Source organism: Pantoea dispersa (assembly GCF_035783935.1).
GTDB classification, from domain to species: Bacteria; Pseudomonadota; Gammaproteobacteria; order Enterobacterales; family Enterobacteriaceae; genus Pantoea; species Pantoea dispersa_C.
On record NZ_JALKOV010000011.1, the window covers coordinates 1 to 17072 of the forward strand.

The following is a 17072-nucleotide window of genomic DNA, read 5'->3' on the forward strand; positions in this document are numbered from 1 at the left end:
CATATACATCTCGTTTTGAAAACCGTACAGCGGTAAACATCTATCAAAAATGCCATTATTTACATTAAAGTAATGCCCGTTTTTCGCTCAGAGCGGACGTTTATCTGATCCCGTCCGCTTTGTGCCAGGAGCGGACATTGCAGACTGATTGTATACGCCAGACTGGAGACAGACAGGAGCGCAGGTCAGCCAGTCTTTTTTGCATGAGTGTAGATATCAGGACGTGTGATACTCCATGCATAGTTTTCCCGATTAACAGGCTCGTAGCCAAATTTTTCATAGAGCCAGGGCGCTGTGGTTGTAAACAACATGATCCTGCGAAGCCGCTCAAAAACAGGATGATCATGTATGCATTGCATCACCCATCTACCCAACCCTTCTCCCTGATATTCCTCCAGGATATAAACATCACAAAGGTAAGCGAACGTAGCGTAATCTGTTATTAAGCGCGCGAAACCAATCTGGGCGTCATCGTGATAAACACCGAAATTAAGGCTGTTTTCAACGGATGCACGGACAAGAGCCAGATCAATCCCTTTAGCCCAGGTTGATCTCGTGAGATAGAGATGGATAGCCTGCACATCCAGTTTTTTTCTGTCTGTACTTATTATGCATCCAGACTAATAACCACTTTCCCGATATGTCCGGCAGCCTCAAGGTAGCGATAAGCTTTCCGTGTATCGGCAAAAGGGAAAATACGATCAATGACGGGATAAATCGTCGAGGTCTCAATCGCCCTGACCGCCGCGCGCAAATCTGAAGTCGAACCCGTATTGTTACCCACAATATTCAACATCTTTTGCATCACGGGCAGGACAGGCATGCTGACTTCAGCGCCACCAACAAAGCCAATAACGAAAATGGTTCCGTTATGAGCTGCTGCGTTAATCGATTTCGCAAATGTTGCGCCGCCCACTGATTCCAGTACGAGATCAGCGCCATGCCCATCAGTCAGCTTAAGCACCCGCTGATCCCATTCGGGTATCTCGTGATAGTTAATTCCTTCATCCGCTCCCAGGGCTTTCACTCTTTCCAGTTTTTCATCAGAAGAGGAGATGATGATCACCCGCGCACCTGCTGCCTTCGCATATTGCAATGCAAACAGACTCACCCCTCCCGTACCAAGCAGTAAAACAGTGCTGCCGGGCTGTATTTTACCGCGCACTATAGCGTTCCATGCGGTCGTTGCGGCAATGGGTAATGTCGCTGCCTGCTGCCAGTTGAGAAAATCGGGTATACGCACCAGTGACTCAGCAGGCACTACAGCGTATTCTGCCAGCCCGCCGTTGGTCGTAACTCCGCGTAATGTTTGATGGTGTTCAGATCGTATTGCTCCAGCATGCCAGTGAGACATCATACCCGGCACCACACGTTCGCCGATTTGCCAGCCTTCAACTCCTTCTCCAGACTCAACAATTTCTCCCGCGCTGTCTGCACCTGGAATAACCGGCTGCGAAATAGCGCCGAATTTACCCGTGGCCAGCGCCAAATCAAGGTAATTCAGACTCACAGCATGCTGACGAATCAGCACTTCGCCATACCCTGGTTGTGGTCGTGAAATATCACATATTTTTAAGCCGTCTATTCCTGCAGCAGATAAGTGGATAGCTTTCATGGTGTCCCCCTGTTCGATTAATACGACCATTTTGCGGCAGAACTGACGCTATAATGAGCCTGAAAAACAAATAACTGTTGCATGAGGTGCAATAATGCATGATGACGATTTTCGTCAGCGGGAAGCTTTTCTTGCGGTAGTGCGCGCTGGCAGCTTTAGTGCTGGTGCGCGCGATTTGGGAAGAGATGTCTCCGTCGTTTCCCGGCGTGTAGCTGCATTAGAAAAACGTCTGGGAATTCGCCTGCTGGAACGCACCACCCGCCGCATACGTCCCACAGAAGAGGGCTTACGCTATCGGCAAAAAATTGAACTGGCAGATGAACTGCTGCGGGAAGCGGAAGAAGAAGCCCGTGATTTGGCAGCGCGTCCGGCCGGGACGATTCGCCTTACCGTTCCAGCCTCATTCGGACGAAAGTGGGTCGTGCAGGCCTTACCATTCTTTTTGAAAGCCTATCCTGACATCCGTATTGTGCTGCACTGCAGCGATCGCTACGTAGACTTACTGGGTGATAATTTTGATATGGCAATCCGTATTGGTGTTCTGAAGGACAGCAGATTAATTGCCCGAAGGCTGGCAAATACAAGTCGCATTTTATGTGTCGCGCCGGATTACCTGGAGCGCCATTCTCCTGTAACGCACCCTCAGGACCTTCGTAATCATGATTGCCTGGGTTTCACACCCATGCACAGCTGGCCTGAATGGCGACTCGAGAAAGATGGTCAACAGATAGCGGTACCGGTGAAGACGCGTTATGAGAGTGACGAAATGGATGGGCTTATACTGGCCGCTCAATCGGGTATGGGAATATTACTCGCCGCCAACTGGCTGGTACAGAAAGAACTGGCTGAGGGTTCACTGGTGCCAGTGCTGTCGGACTGGCAGGCTACAGGCGAGGATGGTGTCTGGTTAATGAAACCTTCAAGCCAGTTGCAGTCGGCAAAAATCAGTGCATTAACCGACTGGCTGACTTCATGGTTTTCCACACCACGCTGGTAGCCTGCGGGACGCAATATGATGTTTTGAACAACAGCCTGTAACCTGTGCTGAGTAGCAGATGGGTTATGTATGAACAGCTCGTGCAGTCCAGCAGTCGGCATAACCCGGAATAATGTCGGCTCTCCTGGAGGTAATAACGTATTTATTCACGCTGCTGGCGCTCCACTTTGTCATGGATCACCGGCAGGTTCGAGCGCTCTTTACAGGCTAGGCAGACACAGCTAAACCCCCTTAACACTGCTCCGGCGGGATCATGATGTCATATCACCTTGCTGCCCGATGCCGATAACGGCGGGGACATAAATTGCCAGCTTGAGTGCAGGGGAGTCATTTGACGTAAACGTTGAATAGCAGTATGTCCGCGTTATCCCGTCCTTCCCTGTGAGTTTTTTCTCTCCGGAAATCGGCGCCGTTATCACATGCTCGCTCCACCATGTATCAAACTCCGGGCATTCACGGCTTAAGCGTTCTGCCAGTGCAGTGAAGGTCTCATCGTCTGCATATCGTGAATAACCGGAATGAAACAGGCCAAGCATTCTCTGTGCCTCTGCAGGCCAGGTGTCGCCAAAAAGGTATCTGGCCTCCTGTGTGGTGAACATGAAAACCATGATATTTCGCTTATCTGCAGCCAACAGGCGGAAGTCCGTGATGACCTGTTCTGCTGCAGAATTCCACACCAATACATCCCATCTGTCATTGGTGACGTAGGCAGGCTCCTTCAGCGCCCTGACCAGATGCGATAAGCTAGCCGGGACTTCATGTTCGATATCTGCACTTTTTTTTCGGCCTGTCAGCGTTCTCAGGTGCAGAAATTCTGCCTCGTTCAGCTGCAGAGCCTTACCCAGGGCGTTAACTATCCGTTCGGAAAGCGTGTTGACCAGTCCCTGTTCGATTTTGGTATACCATTCCGTACTTATTTCCAGCATCGCTGCAACTTCCTCACGCCTTAGTCCGGGCGTTCGCCGTCTTTCTGGCCCGGCAGAGGAGGGACGCTCAGGCTTCACCCTTGAACGTCGTGAACGTAAAAAACTGACTGAGCTCAGTATTCTTAACCATTTTTTTGAACCTGGTAGTAAATTATACCTGTATAAAACTAGTGTATTTTACGCCGCCTTTTGTCGCTCCAGGATGGTTTCATATTGTTCTATGCCCTCAGGAGAATATGACCATGAAAGCTGCTGTGCTTACTGCCTTTGGCCGTCCGTTAGTCGTTAAGAATGTGCCTGCACCGGTGATGGGCACCGGGGAAGTCATTGTCGATGTGGTGGCGGCGCCCGTTCTTTCCTACACGAATGAAGTACTGAGTGGGGAAAGAAAATATCTTTTACCCGTGCCGGTCACCCCGGGCTGCGGTGCCATCGGCAAGGTTCGCCAGACCGGCCCTGACTCAGCCTGGCTGAAACCAGGAGACTGGGTGTTCTGCGATCCGACGGTGCGTTCCCGTGACAACGCGCTGTCGCCAGAAATTGTCCTTCAGGGATGGAGTGCCCGTGGTGAAGGAGGACAAAAAATCCAGCAATATCATCTGAATGGCTGTCTTGCTGAACAAATACGCATTCCAACTGAAAACGCCGTGCCCATTGGCGACATATCGCCTGCAGAAGCGGGGCGGTGGTGTGCCATCAATACGCTGCTTATCGCCTATGGCGGATTGTTATCTATGGATTTGAAAGCGGGAGAGCGCCTGCTGGTCAGTGGTGCAACCGGTAATTTCGGCAGTTCCGCTGTGCTTGCTGCCCTGGCAATGGGAGCCCATAAAGTCATCGCACCGGGCCGTAATGAACGGGTGCTGAGCGGTTTGAAAAAACGTTTTGGATCGCGTGTGGAAACAGTAAAGCTCACAGGTAAAGCAGAGATCGATATTTCTGCCATGAAGCAAACAGCCGGGGGGCCCATTGATGCGGTCCTTGATTTCCTTCCGCCGTCTGCGCAGGCCTCTGTCGCCCGGAATGCGATTATGTCAGTCAGACCTTATGGTCGTGCAGTTCTTATGGGCGGTGTTGGCATGCTGGGTGGGGACGATCTTTCACTGCCTTATCCCTGGATAATGCGTAACCTCATTACCGTAAAAGGGCAGTGGATGTATGAACCTTCGGCAGTCTCTACGCTCTGCGGCCTTATACGCGCGGGACTGCTTGATCTGAGCCACTATGACGTAACCGAGTTTCCGCTTGAGAGAGTGAATGATTCCGTCGCGCATGCTGCGAAAAACAGCGGGCCGTTTAAACTCACCGTCGTTCGTCCCTGACCGATGGCGTCGCGATGGACCGGATTGCTCTCTTACAATGGCCCTGCGTATGGGTTCAATGACAAAGTTCTGGCACAAAAAAGCCCGCTGCGCGGGCTTGATAAGAACAGATTAATGCGGAATCTCCGAGACCTCTTTGACATCCGCTTTGTTGATCTGCTGTTTAACACCATTGGCATCAACGTAGCCCAGCAATCCGCTTTCCGCTTCCTGCGGTTTGCCATCACTGACAATGGTACGACCATCATTGGTATGAATGGCATAGCTGGTGCGGGTACAGCCGGTCAGGGCGCTCAGTGCCACGATGGCTGCCAGAGGTAACAAGATCACTTTTTTCATATCGCTCTCCCTATCGAGTAGATCAGTTATCCAGTTCACTCATATTGGTGATCTGGTTACGGTTAATCTGTTCTGTTTTACCGGTTTGCGCGTCTTTATAAGAGACCAGGCCAGTATCGCTGTCCACCTGCGGCTTACCGTCGGTAACGATCGTGCGACCATCGGTGGTTTTAATCGCCTGATTAGATGAACAGCCGGCGATGGCGAAAATCGAGGTCAATAACACAGCCGCTACAGTCAGTTTCTTCATAATAATTTCCCTGATTGGTCTGAAGTCCAGCTATAAGCGTAGAACAAAATCCGGATTCTGGTCTGACCTGACCCGCTTTCTTTGCACAATTAATGCGGTTTAGCGTGAAACTGATGAGGCGGCAATTATCAGGCGCGGCTAATGAGTTGTGCCGCGTATAAAGGTGTGGTGAGAAGAGGTCAGGCTATTACTCCGCCGATAACCGGCCGAGCAGCAAAGCGAAAATAGCTTCATAATGCGTCTTTAATATCACATCGTCACACTGGTCAAGGCGTGATAACAGCGTGATGCACAGTGTTTTTCTGTTTAACTGCTTGCCGCTACATAAAATTTCCTGCACCAGCGTGCCCAGTAATTCATGCTGCTTTGCCTGCAGCGATCCGCCAGTCCATGGTAATGAATCATCAGTATTATTATGAAATGGATCGTATCGCATCGTCATTACCCTGATAACAGTGAGTTAATTTAGCTTTTTAGCTAACAGCCTGATCGCATTATCGCAGGCCTGCTGGATAGCTGGATTTTCTGAGCGCAATCCTGTGCGATACAACGCGCCGATAATTTGCTGAACAGATAAGGTTTCACCTGGTTGTACAATCTCTGTGACGACTTTGCCTAATAAAAGATAGATTTCATCGGCATCTTCTGACTCATCCTGCTTCACTCATCCCCCGGGACAAATAAACTTAAGCAATGTGTTACTAATTGATAATTATTATTACGTGCACTATTCCAGGGTACAAAAACTCACAACGCAGTAATTAGGAAATGCATATTTCCTAATAGGCCAGACAAATCAGTCCAGAACGCTAAGCACCATATTAATGGTTTCTTTGCCATTAGTCACATCCTGAATTTTACCAACGACGCGCATGCCGAATGCCACGCACAGCAGCAGCCCGGCGGCGGTATCCGCATCCAGTCGCGCAGCGATCGATCCGTCCTGTTGTCCCTGCTCAATCAATGACGTCAGGAAGTTGCGGTTACGTAATACCGCTTCGCGCACCAGCTGAGATAACTCTTCATCCAGCGTCTGTAGCTCTACCGTGCTGCCAACCACCAGACAGCCGCGTCTGCCCTCGATTTCGCTGGCGGAATCAAGATAGAACTGTAGCAGTTCAGCAATGCGCTCCCGGCCGGTCGGGTATTGTTGCAAACGGGCGCGCAGGTCAACGTTGCGCAGCAGGATGTAGCGCTCAAACACCCGCAGAAACAGCGATCGCTTGTCCTGAAACGCTTTATAGATACTGCCCGCCGTCAGGTTCATCGCTTCGCCTAAATCAGCAATCGACGCCGCATGAAAACCCTTCTGGCGAAACACGATCATGGCGCTGTCGAGCGCGTCATCGATATCAAAATTGCGCGGTCTGCCGCGCTCTCTGGCAACCGGCGCCGGATTGGGTTTACTGGTCATAAAGCGGCTATTCAGAATGAATCGTTTCCAAATTATCCGGCTTAACGCTGGCAGGGTCAAATCATCAGCGAAACCGTGGCCCTGAATGCAGAGATCAACCGCCGGGGCGGTGAAATCTTCAGCCCTGCGGTTGAGAATTTTCGGAGGCCGGAGGATGATACGTTTTTTTGCCGGGCCGGGACCTTTGCATGCTGATCTCTACTGAGGATACGCGCACCTTTAATACTGACATCCGTCTGGCGGCGACGCTGGCCGCCGTGGCGGGCGCGCTCAACACCGCGGCGTTCGAAACGGTTGGCTTCTTCTCCGCCAACATGACCGGCAACGTCTCATCCCTGTCCGATCATCTGGCCAAAGCCAATCTGCATATCGGGCTGTTCTTCCTGCTGATTGTGCTGTTATTCATCGCCGGTTCGTCGGTCTCCACGCTGATCATCAACTCCGGCCGCAGGCGGCAGATACGCGGCATCTACGCTATCAATATTCTGCTGGAGGGCATTGCGTTGCTGGTGCTGGGGATTGTTGAAAGCGGCTTTCATTTTAGTCAGGCCGGTGTGTTACTGATTCTCAGCCTGAGCTTCCTGATGGGGCTGCAAAATGCCGTAGTTACCCGGATTTCCAATGCGCGCGTGCGCACCACCCATGTGTCCGGCACGGCAACCGATATTGGCATTGAGCTGGCGATGCTGTTTGATGTGCTGCGCCGTAAAGAGTCACCGAAAGATGCGCCGCTGTACATTGAGCGGCTAAAACTGCATTGCTACACCGTGCTGGCGTTTCTCGCCGGCGGCGTGCTGGGCATTCTGTTGCTGCAATGGCTGAGCTATACGCTGCTGATCGTCATTGGTCTGCTGCTCAGCGCCCTGGCGCTGTCGGCGCTGAAACGTGCGGGCAGCAACCCGCTTCACGCCCGTTAAGGAAGGGAAACATGATCTCACTCGACGACCGCCTGCAAGCCATCTGGCAGTTGCTTAGCACCGCAACCACGTCGCGTTCGGCTTTCACTGTGATGCAGCTGGCGACGGTGAGTGCCGACGGCCAGCCCAGCCTGCGCACCGTGGTGATACGGCAGTTTTTACCGGCACTGCCGGCCCTGCGGTTTACCGCCGATCGGCGCAGCGCCAAAATGGACGATATCGCGGCGCAGCAGCAGGTGGCGCTACTGGCTTATGACGCCGCCAACAGCGTTCAGCTCAGGCTGGCGGGCAAGGCTCAGATCGTTGAAGATGCACAACAGCGCGCCGCCGCCTGGCACAAATTACGTCCGCATTCGCATGCGCTGTTTCAGTCACCTGTCAGCCCGGGCAGCGTAATCACCCATCCTGACGCTGCACTGCCTGCCAGCGCGCCGGAGGTGGATGCCAGCCCTGACGCGCACTTCGCGCTGGTGCAGATCACGCTGCACAGCGCGGAGTGGCTGGATGTCAGCCGCGAGCCCCATCAGCGTGCACGATTTGAGGCCAGCGCGGAAGGCTGGCAGGGCAGCTGGCGCGTGCCCTGAGAAATCATAGTTCAGCCGGTGTTTTTGCCTGACGCAGGCGCGCGGGGTAGAACGCTTTGGTTGATGCTTACCGTCAGCGGGCAGCAAACCCCTCCGCGCGGCGACGCGGAGGGTGAGGGGATTAGAAACTCTGCCAGTCGGCATCGCTGGCCACTGCCAGGCGCGCAGGCTGTGGCGCTTTGTGGCTGACTGCCGCAGGCTTAATCGTCGGCGCGGCGTCGGATTCCGCCAGCACGAATCTGGCGACCAGCTGGTTGAGCGTTTCGGCCTGCTCCTGCAGCGATTGCGACGCGGCTGAAGCCTGTTCCACCAGCGCGGCGTTCTGCTGGGTGACATCGTCCATCTGGTTGACTGCCTGCTGCACCTGGCTGATTCCCTGGCTCTGCTCAACCGCGGCCGCCGCGATTTCGCTCATCAGTTCGCTGACCTGATGGATGGCGTCATTCATCACCTGCATGTTGCTGCTGACGTCACTGGCCTGGGCGGCCCCGGCCTCGGTCAGTCGATGCGACTCTTCAATCAGCCCTTTGATTTCGCGCGCGGCCGAGGTTGAGCGCTGGGACAGGCTGCGTACTTCGCCGGCGACCACCGCAAAGCCCTTGCCGTGCTCACCGGCCCGTGCCGCTTCCACTGCCGCGTTGAGCGCGAGAATATTGGTCTGGAAAGCAATGCCTTCGATCATCGAAACAATGTCCGTGACCTTGCGCGAACTGCCACGAATGTCATCCATGGTCGAGAGCATCGTGGTGAGCGAGGAGCCACTTTTTTCCGACAGCGCACTGGCGTTAGCCGCCAGCTGGCTGGCCTGGCGCGTATTATCGGCGGTCTGACGCACGGTTTCACTCAGTTCAGTCATGCTGGCCGCAGTCTGTTCCAGCGAAGCAGCCTGCTGCTCGGTACGTGAAGAGAGGTCTTCGTTACCGGCGGCGATTTCCACTGACGCGCTGCCCACCGAATGTGAGGCGCTGCGCACGGCGCTTAACGAACTGGCGACGCTGCGCATCAGCTGATTGAAAGAGTGCGCCATGGTGCCCACTTCATCGCGACGGCTTTCGTCGGCGCTCAGCGTCAGGTCAAGATTTTCGCTGGCGCGCATCATGACTTTGCCGACATCGGACAGACTGCGACGAATGCGCAGCACGGTGAACAGGGCGAACAGGCCAAAAATAATCACGGTGGCTATCACGCCAGTAATGGTGGTCCACAGCACTTCATGGAAGGTGCTGAGGTTGGTGGCGCGTAATTCATCGCCGATAGAAATATTCAGCATCAGCTGCTGCTGGTAATTGGTGACCAGCTGGCGGATGGCGGCACCAATGCCGTTCTGCCCCTCGATCAGATCAAGGCTGATGGCGTTCTGATGCGCGCGCGACGCAGTGAGAAACGCCGGCAGCCGCTCGCTTACGCGTTGTATATTGGCAAAAGCCAGCTCGGTCAGGCGTTTATCTTCCTCGCTGGAAATGTTGTGGGTCAGGTAGTAATCGGTGAGCGATTTCAGGCCGCCGATCTGTTTATCAATGTCCGCTTCAACCGCAGGCATATTGCTGTCCTGCAGCTGAGTCTGATGTTTGTAGAGCGTCAGCGCCAACTGATTGCTGCGATCAATCAGCGTATTGAGGTCTTTAATCGACGGAATGGCGTTGGTCTGCACGTACTCAAAGCGCTCCTGAAAGCCGGACAGCAGTGAGATGGCGAGCACCGCCTGCAGGATAATGGCGCCAAACAGCATGGAAAAGGTCAGTAGCAATCGTTGGGAGATGTTCATCTTATTATCCTTAATCTAAACGCGTCCCGGCGCATGACGCGGCGGGTACAAGGGCAGATTAAAGAACATCGGCAGATTGTGGTTTTTAGTTAATGAAATTTTAGCGGCGGGTAGCGGCAGAGATTGGCAGGTTAACAGTGGTGCAAGTTGTGGATCAGGTCGCCGTGAACGGCGACCCTGTGATGGTGCGGGTTTAACGATGGGTGCGGAATGCGACAAGGTCGCCGTAAACGGCGACCCTACGGTGCATGTCCCGTTATTTCCGTAGGGTGCGCATCCAGACGCACCTGGAAACTGAGGGGGTATGTCTCATTATTTCCGTAGGGTGCGCATTCATGCGCACCTGGAAACGGGGAGTATATGTCCCGTTGTTTCTGTAGGGTGCACATCCCTGCGCACCTGGAAACCGGCACTTCGCGCTTAACTCATGGCCGTCTGAACAGCGCCAGGCTGCGTCCCTCCAGCTCGAAATCCTTCTCTTTGGTGATCACCAGTCCCTTACTGGCGCTGTCGGAGGTGGTCAGCTCCAGCACCCAGCCGCCTTCGCCAAACTGCGGAATGCGGAACGGCACATTGCCTTCAAACGGATTGAACAGCATCAGCACATCGTGCCAGATACCTTCTTCGGTTTGCAGATCCGGACGCCCAATGTACACGCCGAGCGTTGAGCCCTCGTCCCACTGTTCCGCCTGCTGGAAACCGCCGCCAGCGTTAAACCATTTGATCTCCATCCCGTCGCGCCAGCTTTCACGTCGCAGCAGCGGCTGCTGCGCGCGCAGCGCAATGATTTGACGGGTGAAATCGCGTAACGCATCAGCGGAAGCCGGCAGATCTTCCCAGTGCAGCCAGGAAATCTCGCTGTCCTGACAATAGCCGTTATTGTTGCCCATCTGGCTGCGGCCAAACTCATCGCCCGCCAGCAGCATCGGGGTGCCGTGCGAGAAAAACAGCGTGGCGAGGAAATTACGTTTCTGCCGCTCGCGCACTGCGTTAATGCCTTCGTCGTCGGTGGGGCCTTCGGCACCGTAGTTGTAAGAACGGTTATCGTTATGGCCGTCGTTGTTATCTTCCCCGTTGGCATCGTTGTGCTTGTCGTTGTACGAGACCAGATCGTTCAGCGTAAAGCCATCGTGCGCGGTGATGAAATTCACACTGGCCCACGGGCGACGGCCGCGCTGGTCGTAGAGATCGCCGGAGCCGAGCAGGCGCGCGGCGAAGTCAGTTGAGACGTTGTCGCCCTTCCAGTATTCGCGCACCGTGTCGCGATATTTGTCGTTCCATTCGGCCCAGCCGGGCGGGAAGCCACCGACCTGATAGCCGCCAGGCCCGATGTCCCAGGGTTCGCCGATCAGCTTCAGTTTAGACAGCACCGGATCCTGCGTCATGGCGTCAAAGAAGCCGCCGCGCTGATCGAACCCTTCCGGCTCGCGGCCGAGAATGGTGCCGAGGTCGAAGCGAAAACCGTCGACATGCATCGATTCTGCCCAGTAGCGCAGCGAATCCGTCACCAGCTGCAGCACGCGCGGATGAGAGGTGTTCACCGTGTTACCGGTGCCGGTATCGTTGATGTAGTAACGGTGCTGATCCGGCAGCGTACGGTAATAAGAGAAGTTATCAATGCCTTTAAACGACAGCGTTGGCCCCAGTTCGTTACCTTCTGCCGTGTGGTTGTAAACCACGTCGAGAATCACTTCGATACCGGCATCGTGGAAAGCGCGCACCATGTCGCGAAAGCCCTGAATACCGCGCGGGCCAAAATAGCGGCTGGCAGGCGCGAAAAAGGCCAGCGAGTTGTAGCCCCAGAAGTTTTTCAGTCCGCGATCCAGCAAATGCTGATCGTCCGGGAACCAGTGCACCGGCAGCAATTCCACTGAGGTCACGCCAAGGCTTTTGATGTAATCAACGGTAGATTTGTGGCTCATGCCGTCATAGGTGCCGCGCATCTCTGCCGGAATGGCCGGATTAAGCTGGGTGAAACCTTTGACGTGGGTTTCATAAATCACCGTGCTGGACCACGGAATACTGGGACGGTTGTGGTCCTGCCAGTCAAACTCATTGGTGTCAATTACCCGACACTTGGGGGTAAACGGCGCGCTGTCACGGGTATCCAGCGTCAGATCTTTATCTTCGTGCAATAAATCGTAAGCGAAGTGCGCTTCGTTCCAGTCGATGTTGCCCTGCAGCTCGCGGGCATAGGGATCAATCAGTAATTTACTCGGGTTAAAACGGTGACCGCTTTCCGGATCGAACGGTCCGTGAACGCGATAGCCATACAGCGCGCCGGGTTTCAGCCCGGGCACGTAGCCGTGCCAGATTTCGTGGGTATATTCCGGCAGATCGAAGCGGGCAATTTCATGCTGGCCGCTCTCATCGTACAAACAGAGTTCGACCCGCTCCGCGTGTGCTGAGAACAGCGCAAAGTTGACGCCTGCGCCATCATAATTGGCGCCAAGCTGGTGCCCCGATCCGGCGGTGATTTCCATAGGTTTACCGTTAGACATTCAATCCTCTCCATCCAGTGAATAGATAGTCATGTAAAACAACAGGTTTATCGGGGACGCTACTGGCTAATCAGCACCAGCGGCGCGCTATAGCTCACATTGTCCAGCGTAATATCATCATTAATCACTACGGTTTCACCGGTCAGCACATTGCGATAGTGGCGATGCGCCAGCGATTCTGGCAGTGCCAGTCGGGTGTGATTCCACTGTGCACCATTGAAAATCAGCCGTGGCGTAATCACCAGCAGCGCGTGGTCGCTGTCCTGCCGGGCAAAAGCGATCACTTTTTCTGCGTGTTCGCCCGATGCGCTCAGCGGCTGATAATCACCAAAGCGGAACAGCGACGGATGGTCGCGGCGCAGATGCAACAGGCGCGCAACCATCTGCTGTTTCAGGCGGCCGCTCAGCCAGTCCTGCTGGCTGGCAAAGTCCGGTGCGGCGTGGACATCCAGCTGCGCCGTCAGCTGAGCGAAATCCGGCTCGCGACGGTTATCCGGATCGACCAGGCTGAAATCCAGCGCTTCGCAGCCCTGATAGATATCCGGCACGCCCGGCGCGGTCAGTTTGATCACCGTCTGGCTCAGGCTGTTAACCAGTCCGGCACGGATGAACGGCTGCAGCGCGTGGCTAAAGTCCTGCAGGAATGCTGGATTGGTGGGCGACAGCAGCTGACGGGCATACTCCAGTACGGCGTTTTCGTAAGCCTCATTGCCGTCCGCCCAGTCGGTGCGTAACTTCGCTTCGCGCAGGGCTTTTTCCACAAACGGTAAAAAGCGATCGCGCAGCGCGTCGAGTGCCGCCGTGTCCTCCGGCTGCAGCGTGGTGGGCCAGACGCCGGCCAGCGCCTGATAAAGCATCCACTCGACCGGCGGTTCGGGAGCCGGGCCGTCCGCCAGCGCGACTACGTGCGGTTGATTCATCTGCCGCCAGCGCGTGACGTTTTCCGCCCACAGCGCCGGCGCTTCGCTCAGGGTATACAGCCGCGCGCGCGCATCTTCGCCGCGCTTGGTGTCGTGCGTGGAGGTGCCGGACAGCCCGTCCGGCTGATGCTGCAGCCGGGTTTGCATGTCGCTGTGGAAGCGTTCGAGCGAAAACGCGTGTGGCAGTGGTTCGGCACCCACTTCATTAATCGCCAGCGCCACGTGATTGCGGAAAAACAGCGTGTCTTCGACCGATTTCGCCATCAGCGGACCGGTCAGCTGCTGGAAACGGGCGCGGAACTCTGCCGCGTCCTGCTCGCCCTGTTCAGTGATGGCACCGAGCAGCAGCGCCTGCAAAAAGCTCAGCGCTGCTGGTGAGGCGCTGTGTTTGACCTGCTCCAGCACCTGTAACAGCAGGGTTTCGCCTTCCAGCGGCATCCCGGCCTTGCGGCCGTAAGTGCGATACACCGGGAAGGCGATCAGCAGTTCGCGTAGCGCCACATGCAGCTCAGCCTCGCTGAAGTTGCGATGCACCAGATCGGCTGCCTCGGTAGCCAGTGCCAGCAGACGACTGAATTCCCCGGCAAAGTTGCGATCGACCATCAGCTCACGCGCCGCACGCAGCCCAGCGGCGACGTCGTTACGCTCGGCGGACACCGCTTCATAGGCCAGATGCAGCATATCGATCTGATTATCATCAATCAGCGCATGCGACAGCGCGGCGATAAACTCGTAACCGGTGGTGCCGGACACCGGCCAGTCGGCAGGCAGCTGCTCACCGTCTGCGAGAATCTTCTCCACTGTGATGTAGCACGCGTCGCCCGCAGCCTGACGCAGTTGTTGCAGATAGCCGAGCGGATCGGCCAGCCCGTCGACGTGATCGATGCGCAGCCCGCTCACTACACCGCTGTGTACCAGTTCGAGAATCAGGCGATGCGTCGCCGCGAACACCTCTTCATCTTCTACGCGCACGCCCACCAGCCCGGTAATTTCAAAGAAGCGGCGGTAGGAGAGCGCGCTGCGCGCCTCACGCCAGTTCATCAGCTGCCACGGCTGTTGCGCATGCAGTTCTGCGATGGCCGCGCGATCGCGCATCGCCAGCACGACCTCTTTACGCTGCTGCCAGCTGGCCGGCGTCAGCGGATAATAACTGTCGTAATAGACCAGCGCCGGGTTGCCGCTGTGCGGATCGGCCTTGATGCTGAGTTCATCGTTGGCCAGCACGCGGTCAAAATCATCGCCGAGGAACGGCAGCGTCAGCCTGCGCGACCAGTCGATATCAAAGTAGCGTGCGTAGCGGCTGGCTTGCCCGTGTTCAATCACATCGCGCCACCAGGCATTTTCCAGCGACGCCGCCATGTGGTTAGGCACGATATCGAGAATCAGGCCAATCCCGGCCTGCTGCAATGCCGCGCTGAGGCGGTCGAAACCGGCGCGTCCGCCAATCGCCGGGTCAATCTCATTAGCGTCGGTGACGTCGTAGCCGTGCGTCGAGTCGCGCGTGGCGGTAAAGATCGGCGAGGCGTAAAGATGGCTGATACCCAGCTGCTGCAGATAGGGCACCAGCTGCGCCGCGCGGTTAAAGGTCATGCCGTTACGGAACTGGATACGGTAAGTCGCGGTTGGAATACTCATTGCGCTGCTCCTTTTGCCAGACGCACGATGAGAGAGTGCTGCGGCAGCTCGCCGCTTTCCTGTGGCCACGCAAAGAGCGTCTCGCCGGGCATCGCGGGCAGCGGCTGGCTCTGCTGCCCAATATTCAGCGCCAGTGACAGCTGGCCCTGCGGGAACTGCCAGCTAACGGCGACAAAGCCCGGTGCGGTGCGCAGCACCTGGCCGTTGTGCTGACGTGCATCCGGCAGCAGCGGCACGATGTGCTGCTGGCGCAACGCCAGCAACTGGCGCGTGAGCGTCAGCCACGCCTGGCCTGCGGGATTTTCCACTTTGCTCCAGTCCAGTTTCGACCGCGTGAAGGTCTCTTCAGCGTTGGGATCCGGCACCGTCTCGTCATGACCGGCGTGACCGGTAAATTCGCGCGCCCGTCCTTCGCGCACCGCTTTCGCCAGATCGCCGTGGAAATCGGTGAAGAACAGGAACGGGTTGGTTTCACCGTACTCTTCGCCCATAAACAGCAGCGGGATATGCGGTGACAATAGCAGGGTGGCAAGCAGCACTTTGGTGCGTTCGACACCGGCCAGGCTAATCAGGCGTTCGCCCTGGGCGCGATTGCCCACCTGATCGTGGTTCTGGATGAAATCGACAAACGCCACCGGCGGCTGGCCTGCGCTGGGTACGCCGCGCCGCTGGCCACTTTGTGGCGACAGCTCGCCCTGATAAGCAAAGCCCTCGGTGAGAATGCGCGCGATTAATTTCTCCGGTACGTCGGCGAAATCCTGGTAATACGCGTGCGTCTCGCCGGTGGCAAAGACGTGAATGGCGTTATGAAAATCGTCGTTCCATTCACCGCTGAACAGTGGCGCGTTACCGTCCGCATCGCGCGGATGCAGGAAGATCACGTTGCGGCTGTCTTCAGTGGTGAGATGGATCGGGCGAGAATGGATTTCACTGCGAATGCGTTCGGCAATCTCGATCAGCACATGTTTGCTGGACGTGTCCTCAATCTGGTCGATGGCATCGAAACGCAGGCCGTCGAGGTTAAACTCTTTCAGCCAGTAGAGCGGCGCTTCGACGATATAACGCCGCGCGGCGTCCACATCGTATGCAATCCCGGCACCCCACGGCGTCATGCGCTCTTCGTGGAAAAAGGCCGGCGCCAGCAGCGGCAGGTAATTGCCTTCCGGACCAAAGTGATTGAGCACAATATCCAGCACCACCGACAATCCCAGCGCGTGCGCGGCATCGACGAAGGCTTTGAAATCATCCGGTGAGCCATACGCCGAGTGCGGCGCATACAGCAGAACGCCGTCATAGCCCCAACCGCGTGCGCCGCCAAACTGCGACACCGGCAGCACTTCGAGCATCGTGATGCCAAGCTCTGCCAGCGCAGGGAGTTTTTCGATAGCCGCGCGGAAGGTGCCTTCGGCGGTAAACGTGCCGATGTGCAGCTCGTAGACCACCGTTTCGTGCCACGGCCGTCCCTGCCAGTCACGCTGTTGCCAGTCGTAATGGTTTGGGTCGATAACCAGAGAAGGGCCGTTGACATCGGCGCGTTGCGCCCGCGCGGCCGGATCGGGCACCGTGCTGCCATCGGCCAGCACATAGTGATATTCGCTGCCGTGACCAGGACCATTCAGCGTCAGGCTGAACCAGCCATCCTGCTGCGGCTGCATGGCATGCGACTCTCCCCCGGCGTGAAGGGTAATGTGCTGCTGACCGGGTGCCCAAAGGCGAAACCGCACGCTGCCGTCAGCAAGGATTTCAGCACCCCAGGATTTTTCCAACGTTGTGGATTCCATTCTATTGCCTCGTTAAGCCCCGCACGGGGAATGGACGACATCAAGCGATTCGCGTTCCTTAAAACCATTTACTCTCTGAATACAAAAGACTAAATGCCCTGGTAGC

The 17072-nt window shown here is 56.0% G+C and carries 16 protein-coding genes; 4 read left to right on the forward strand and 12 right to left on the reverse strand.

The annotated features are described in order from the left end of the window. Positions 1–185: 185 nt before the first annotated feature. Together MXF20_RS18995 and MXF20_RS19000 are read right to left on the reverse strand one after the other, a co-directional pair. The gene (locus MXF20_RS18995; protein WP_418936865.1) at positions 186–581 is read right to left on the reverse strand and encodes a GNAT family N-acetyltransferase; all 396 of its coding nucleotides are present in this window, start codon (positions 579–581) and stop codon (positions 186–188) included. A gap of 26 nt (positions 582–607) precedes the next feature. Further along, positions 608–1615, reverse strand: a complete 1008-nt coding sequence (locus MXF20_RS19000; RefSeq protein WP_325970771.1) for an NAD(P)-dependent alcohol dehydrogenase — start codon at positions 1613–1615, stop codon at positions 608–610. A 94-nt stretch (positions 1616–1709) separates the two neighbouring features. On the opposite strand from MXF20_RS19000, the gene MXF20_RS19005 reads away from it, so the two are divergent. Next, complete coding sequence (locus MXF20_RS19005; protein ID WP_325970773.1) at positions 1710–2612, forward strand: LysR family transcriptional regulator; 903 nt, start codon at positions 1710–1712, stop codon at positions 2610–2612. 251 nt (positions 2613–2863) lie between these two features. Here MXF20_RS19005 and MXF20_RS19010 read toward each other — a convergent pair whose 3' ends face one another. Further along, positions 2864–3616, reverse strand: coding sequence for a helix-turn-helix transcriptional regulator (locus MXF20_RS19010; RefSeq protein ID WP_325970775.1), 753 nt, complete (start codon positions 3614–3616; stop codon positions 2864–2866). A gap of 164 nt (positions 3617–3780) precedes the next feature. On the opposite strand from MXF20_RS19010, the gene MXF20_RS19015 reads away from it, so the two are divergent. After that, positions 3781–4860 carry a zinc-binding dehydrogenase gene (locus MXF20_RS19015; protein ID WP_325970777.1) on the forward strand — a complete coding sequence of 360 codons (1080 nt, stop codon included), beginning with the start codon at positions 3781–3783 and terminating at the stop codon, positions 4858–4860. Between the two features lie 111 nt (positions 4861–4971). On the opposite strand, the gene MXF20_RS19020 is transcribed toward MXF20_RS19015, so the two are convergent. The 5 genes from MXF20_RS19020 to MXF20_RS19040 all read right to left on the reverse strand — a co-directional run bounded on the left by MXF20_RS19020 (position 4972) and on the right by MXF20_RS19040 (position 6863). Beyond that, entirely contained in the window at positions 4972–5199 is a 228-nt protein-coding gene (locus tag MXF20_RS19020) for a YgdI/YgdR family lipoprotein (protein WP_021508704.1), read from the reverse strand. 22 nt (positions 5200–5221) lie between these two features. After that, positions 5222–5449 carry a YgdI/YgdR family lipoprotein gene (locus tag MXF20_RS19025; RefSeq protein ID WP_325970779.1) on the reverse strand — a complete coding sequence of 76 codons (228 nt, stop codon included), beginning with the start codon at positions 5447–5449 and terminating at the stop codon, positions 5222–5224. Positions 5450–5636: 187 nt separating this feature from the next. After that, the gene (locus tag MXF20_RS19030) at positions 5637–5885 is read right to left on the reverse strand and encodes a biofilm development regulator YmgB/AriR family protein (protein ID WP_325970780.1); all 249 of its coding nucleotides are present in this window, start codon (positions 5883–5885) and stop codon (positions 5637–5639) included. Positions 5886–5909: 24 nt separating this feature from the next. Beyond that, complete coding sequence (locus tag MXF20_RS19035) at positions 5910–6113, reverse strand: hypothetical protein (RefSeq protein ID WP_325970781.1); 204 nt, start codon at positions 6111–6113, stop codon at positions 5910–5912. A gap of 132 nt (positions 6114–6245) precedes the next feature. Continuing rightward, the gene (locus MXF20_RS19040) at positions 6246–6863 is read right to left on the reverse strand and encodes a TetR/AcrR family transcriptional regulator (protein WP_325970782.1); all 618 of its coding nucleotides are present in this window, start codon (positions 6861–6863) and stop codon (positions 6246–6248) included. Between the two features lie 188 nt (positions 6864–7051). On the opposite strand from MXF20_RS19040, the gene MXF20_RS19045 reads away from it, so the two are divergent. Beyond that, positions 7052–7780: a YoaK family protein gene (locus MXF20_RS19045; protein ID WP_325970783.1), complete on the forward strand. Its 729-nt coding sequence runs from the start codon at positions 7052–7054 to the stop codon at positions 7778–7780. A gap of 11 nt (positions 7781–7791) precedes the next feature. Further along, entirely contained in the window at positions 7792–8364 is a 573-nt protein-coding gene (locus MXF20_RS19050) for a pyridoxamine 5'-phosphate oxidase family protein (protein ID WP_325970784.1), read from the forward strand. A 121-nt stretch (positions 8365–8485) separates the two neighbouring features. Here the strand turns inward: MXF20_RS19050 and MXF20_RS19055 are convergent, their stop codons facing one another. From MXF20_RS19055 to treZ, 4 genes are all read right to left on the reverse strand, one after another. Next, on the reverse strand, positions 8486–10129 hold the full coding sequence (locus tag MXF20_RS19055) for a methyl-accepting chemotaxis protein (RefSeq protein ID WP_325970786.1): 1644 nt from the start codon (positions 10127–10129) through the stop codon (positions 8486–8488). Between the two features lie 425 nt (positions 10130–10554). Then, positions 10555–12630: a glycogen debranching protein GlgX gene (gene glgX / locus MXF20_RS19060; protein WP_325970788.1), complete on the reverse strand. Its 2076-nt coding sequence runs from the start codon at positions 12628–12630 to the stop codon at positions 10555–10557. Positions 12631–12689: 59 nt separating this feature from the next. Next, positions 12690–15185: a malto-oligosyltrehalose synthase gene (gene treY, locus MXF20_RS19065; protein ID WP_325970789.1), complete on the reverse strand. Its 2496-nt coding sequence runs from the start codon at positions 15183–15185 to the stop codon at positions 12690–12692. After that, on the reverse strand, positions 15182–16966 hold the full coding sequence (treZ, locus tag MXF20_RS19070) for a malto-oligosyltrehalose trehalohydrolase (protein WP_325970791.1): 1785 nt from the start codon (positions 16964–16966) through the stop codon (positions 15182–15184). Before treZ ends, treY begins: the two co-directional genes overlap by 4 nt. Between the last annotated feature and the right edge of the window lie 106 nt (positions 16967–17072).

Coding starts and splice junctions, on each gene's coding strand:
- MXF20_RS19000 (WP_325970771.1), bottom strand. CDS start 1,615: ATGAAAGCTATCCACTTATCTGCTGCAGGAATAGACGGCTTAAAAATA.
- MXF20_RS19005 (WP_325970773.1), top strand. CDS start 1,710: ATGCATGATGACGATTTTCGTCAGCGGGAAGCTTTTCTTGCGGTAGTG.
- MXF20_RS19015 (WP_325970777.1), top strand. CDS start 3,781: ATGAAAGCTGCTGTGCTTACTGCCTTTGGCCGTCCGTTAGTCGTTAAG.
- MXF20_RS19020 (WP_021508704.1), bottom strand. CDS start 5,199: ATGAAAAAAGTGATCTTGTTACCTCTGGCAGCCATCGTGGCACTGAGC.
- MXF20_RS19025 (WP_325970779.1), bottom strand. CDS start 5,449: ATGAAGAAACTGACTGTAGCGGCTGTGTTATTGACCTCGATTTTCGCC.
- MXF20_RS19030 (WP_325970780.1), bottom strand. CDS start 5,885: ATGCGATACGATCCATTTCATAATAATACTGATGATTCATTACCATGG.
- MXF20_RS19040 (WP_325970782.1), bottom strand. CDS start 6,863: ATGACCAGTAAACCCAATCCGGCGCCGGTTGCCAGAGAGCGCGGCAGA.
- MXF20_RS19045 (WP_325970783.1), top strand. CDS start 7,052: ATGCTGATCTCTACTGAGGATACGCGCACCTTTAATACTGACATCCGT.
- MXF20_RS19050 (WP_325970784.1), top strand. CDS start 7,792: ATGATCTCACTCGACGACCGCCTGCAAGCCATCTGGCAGTTGCTTAGC.
- MXF20_RS19055 (WP_325970786.1), bottom strand. CDS start 10,129: ATGAACATCTCCCAACGATTGCTACTGACCTTTTCCATGCTGTTTGGC.
- glgX (WP_325970788.1), bottom strand. CDS start 12,630: ATGTCTAACGGTAAACCTATGGAAATCACCGCCGGATCGGGGCACCAG.
- treY (WP_325970789.1), bottom strand. CDS start 15,185: ATGAGTATTCCAACCGCGACTTACCGTATCCAGTTCCGTAACGGCATG.
- treZ (WP_325970791.1), bottom strand. CDS start 16,966: ATGGAATCCACAACGTTGGAAAAATCCTGGGGTGCTGAAATCCTTGCT.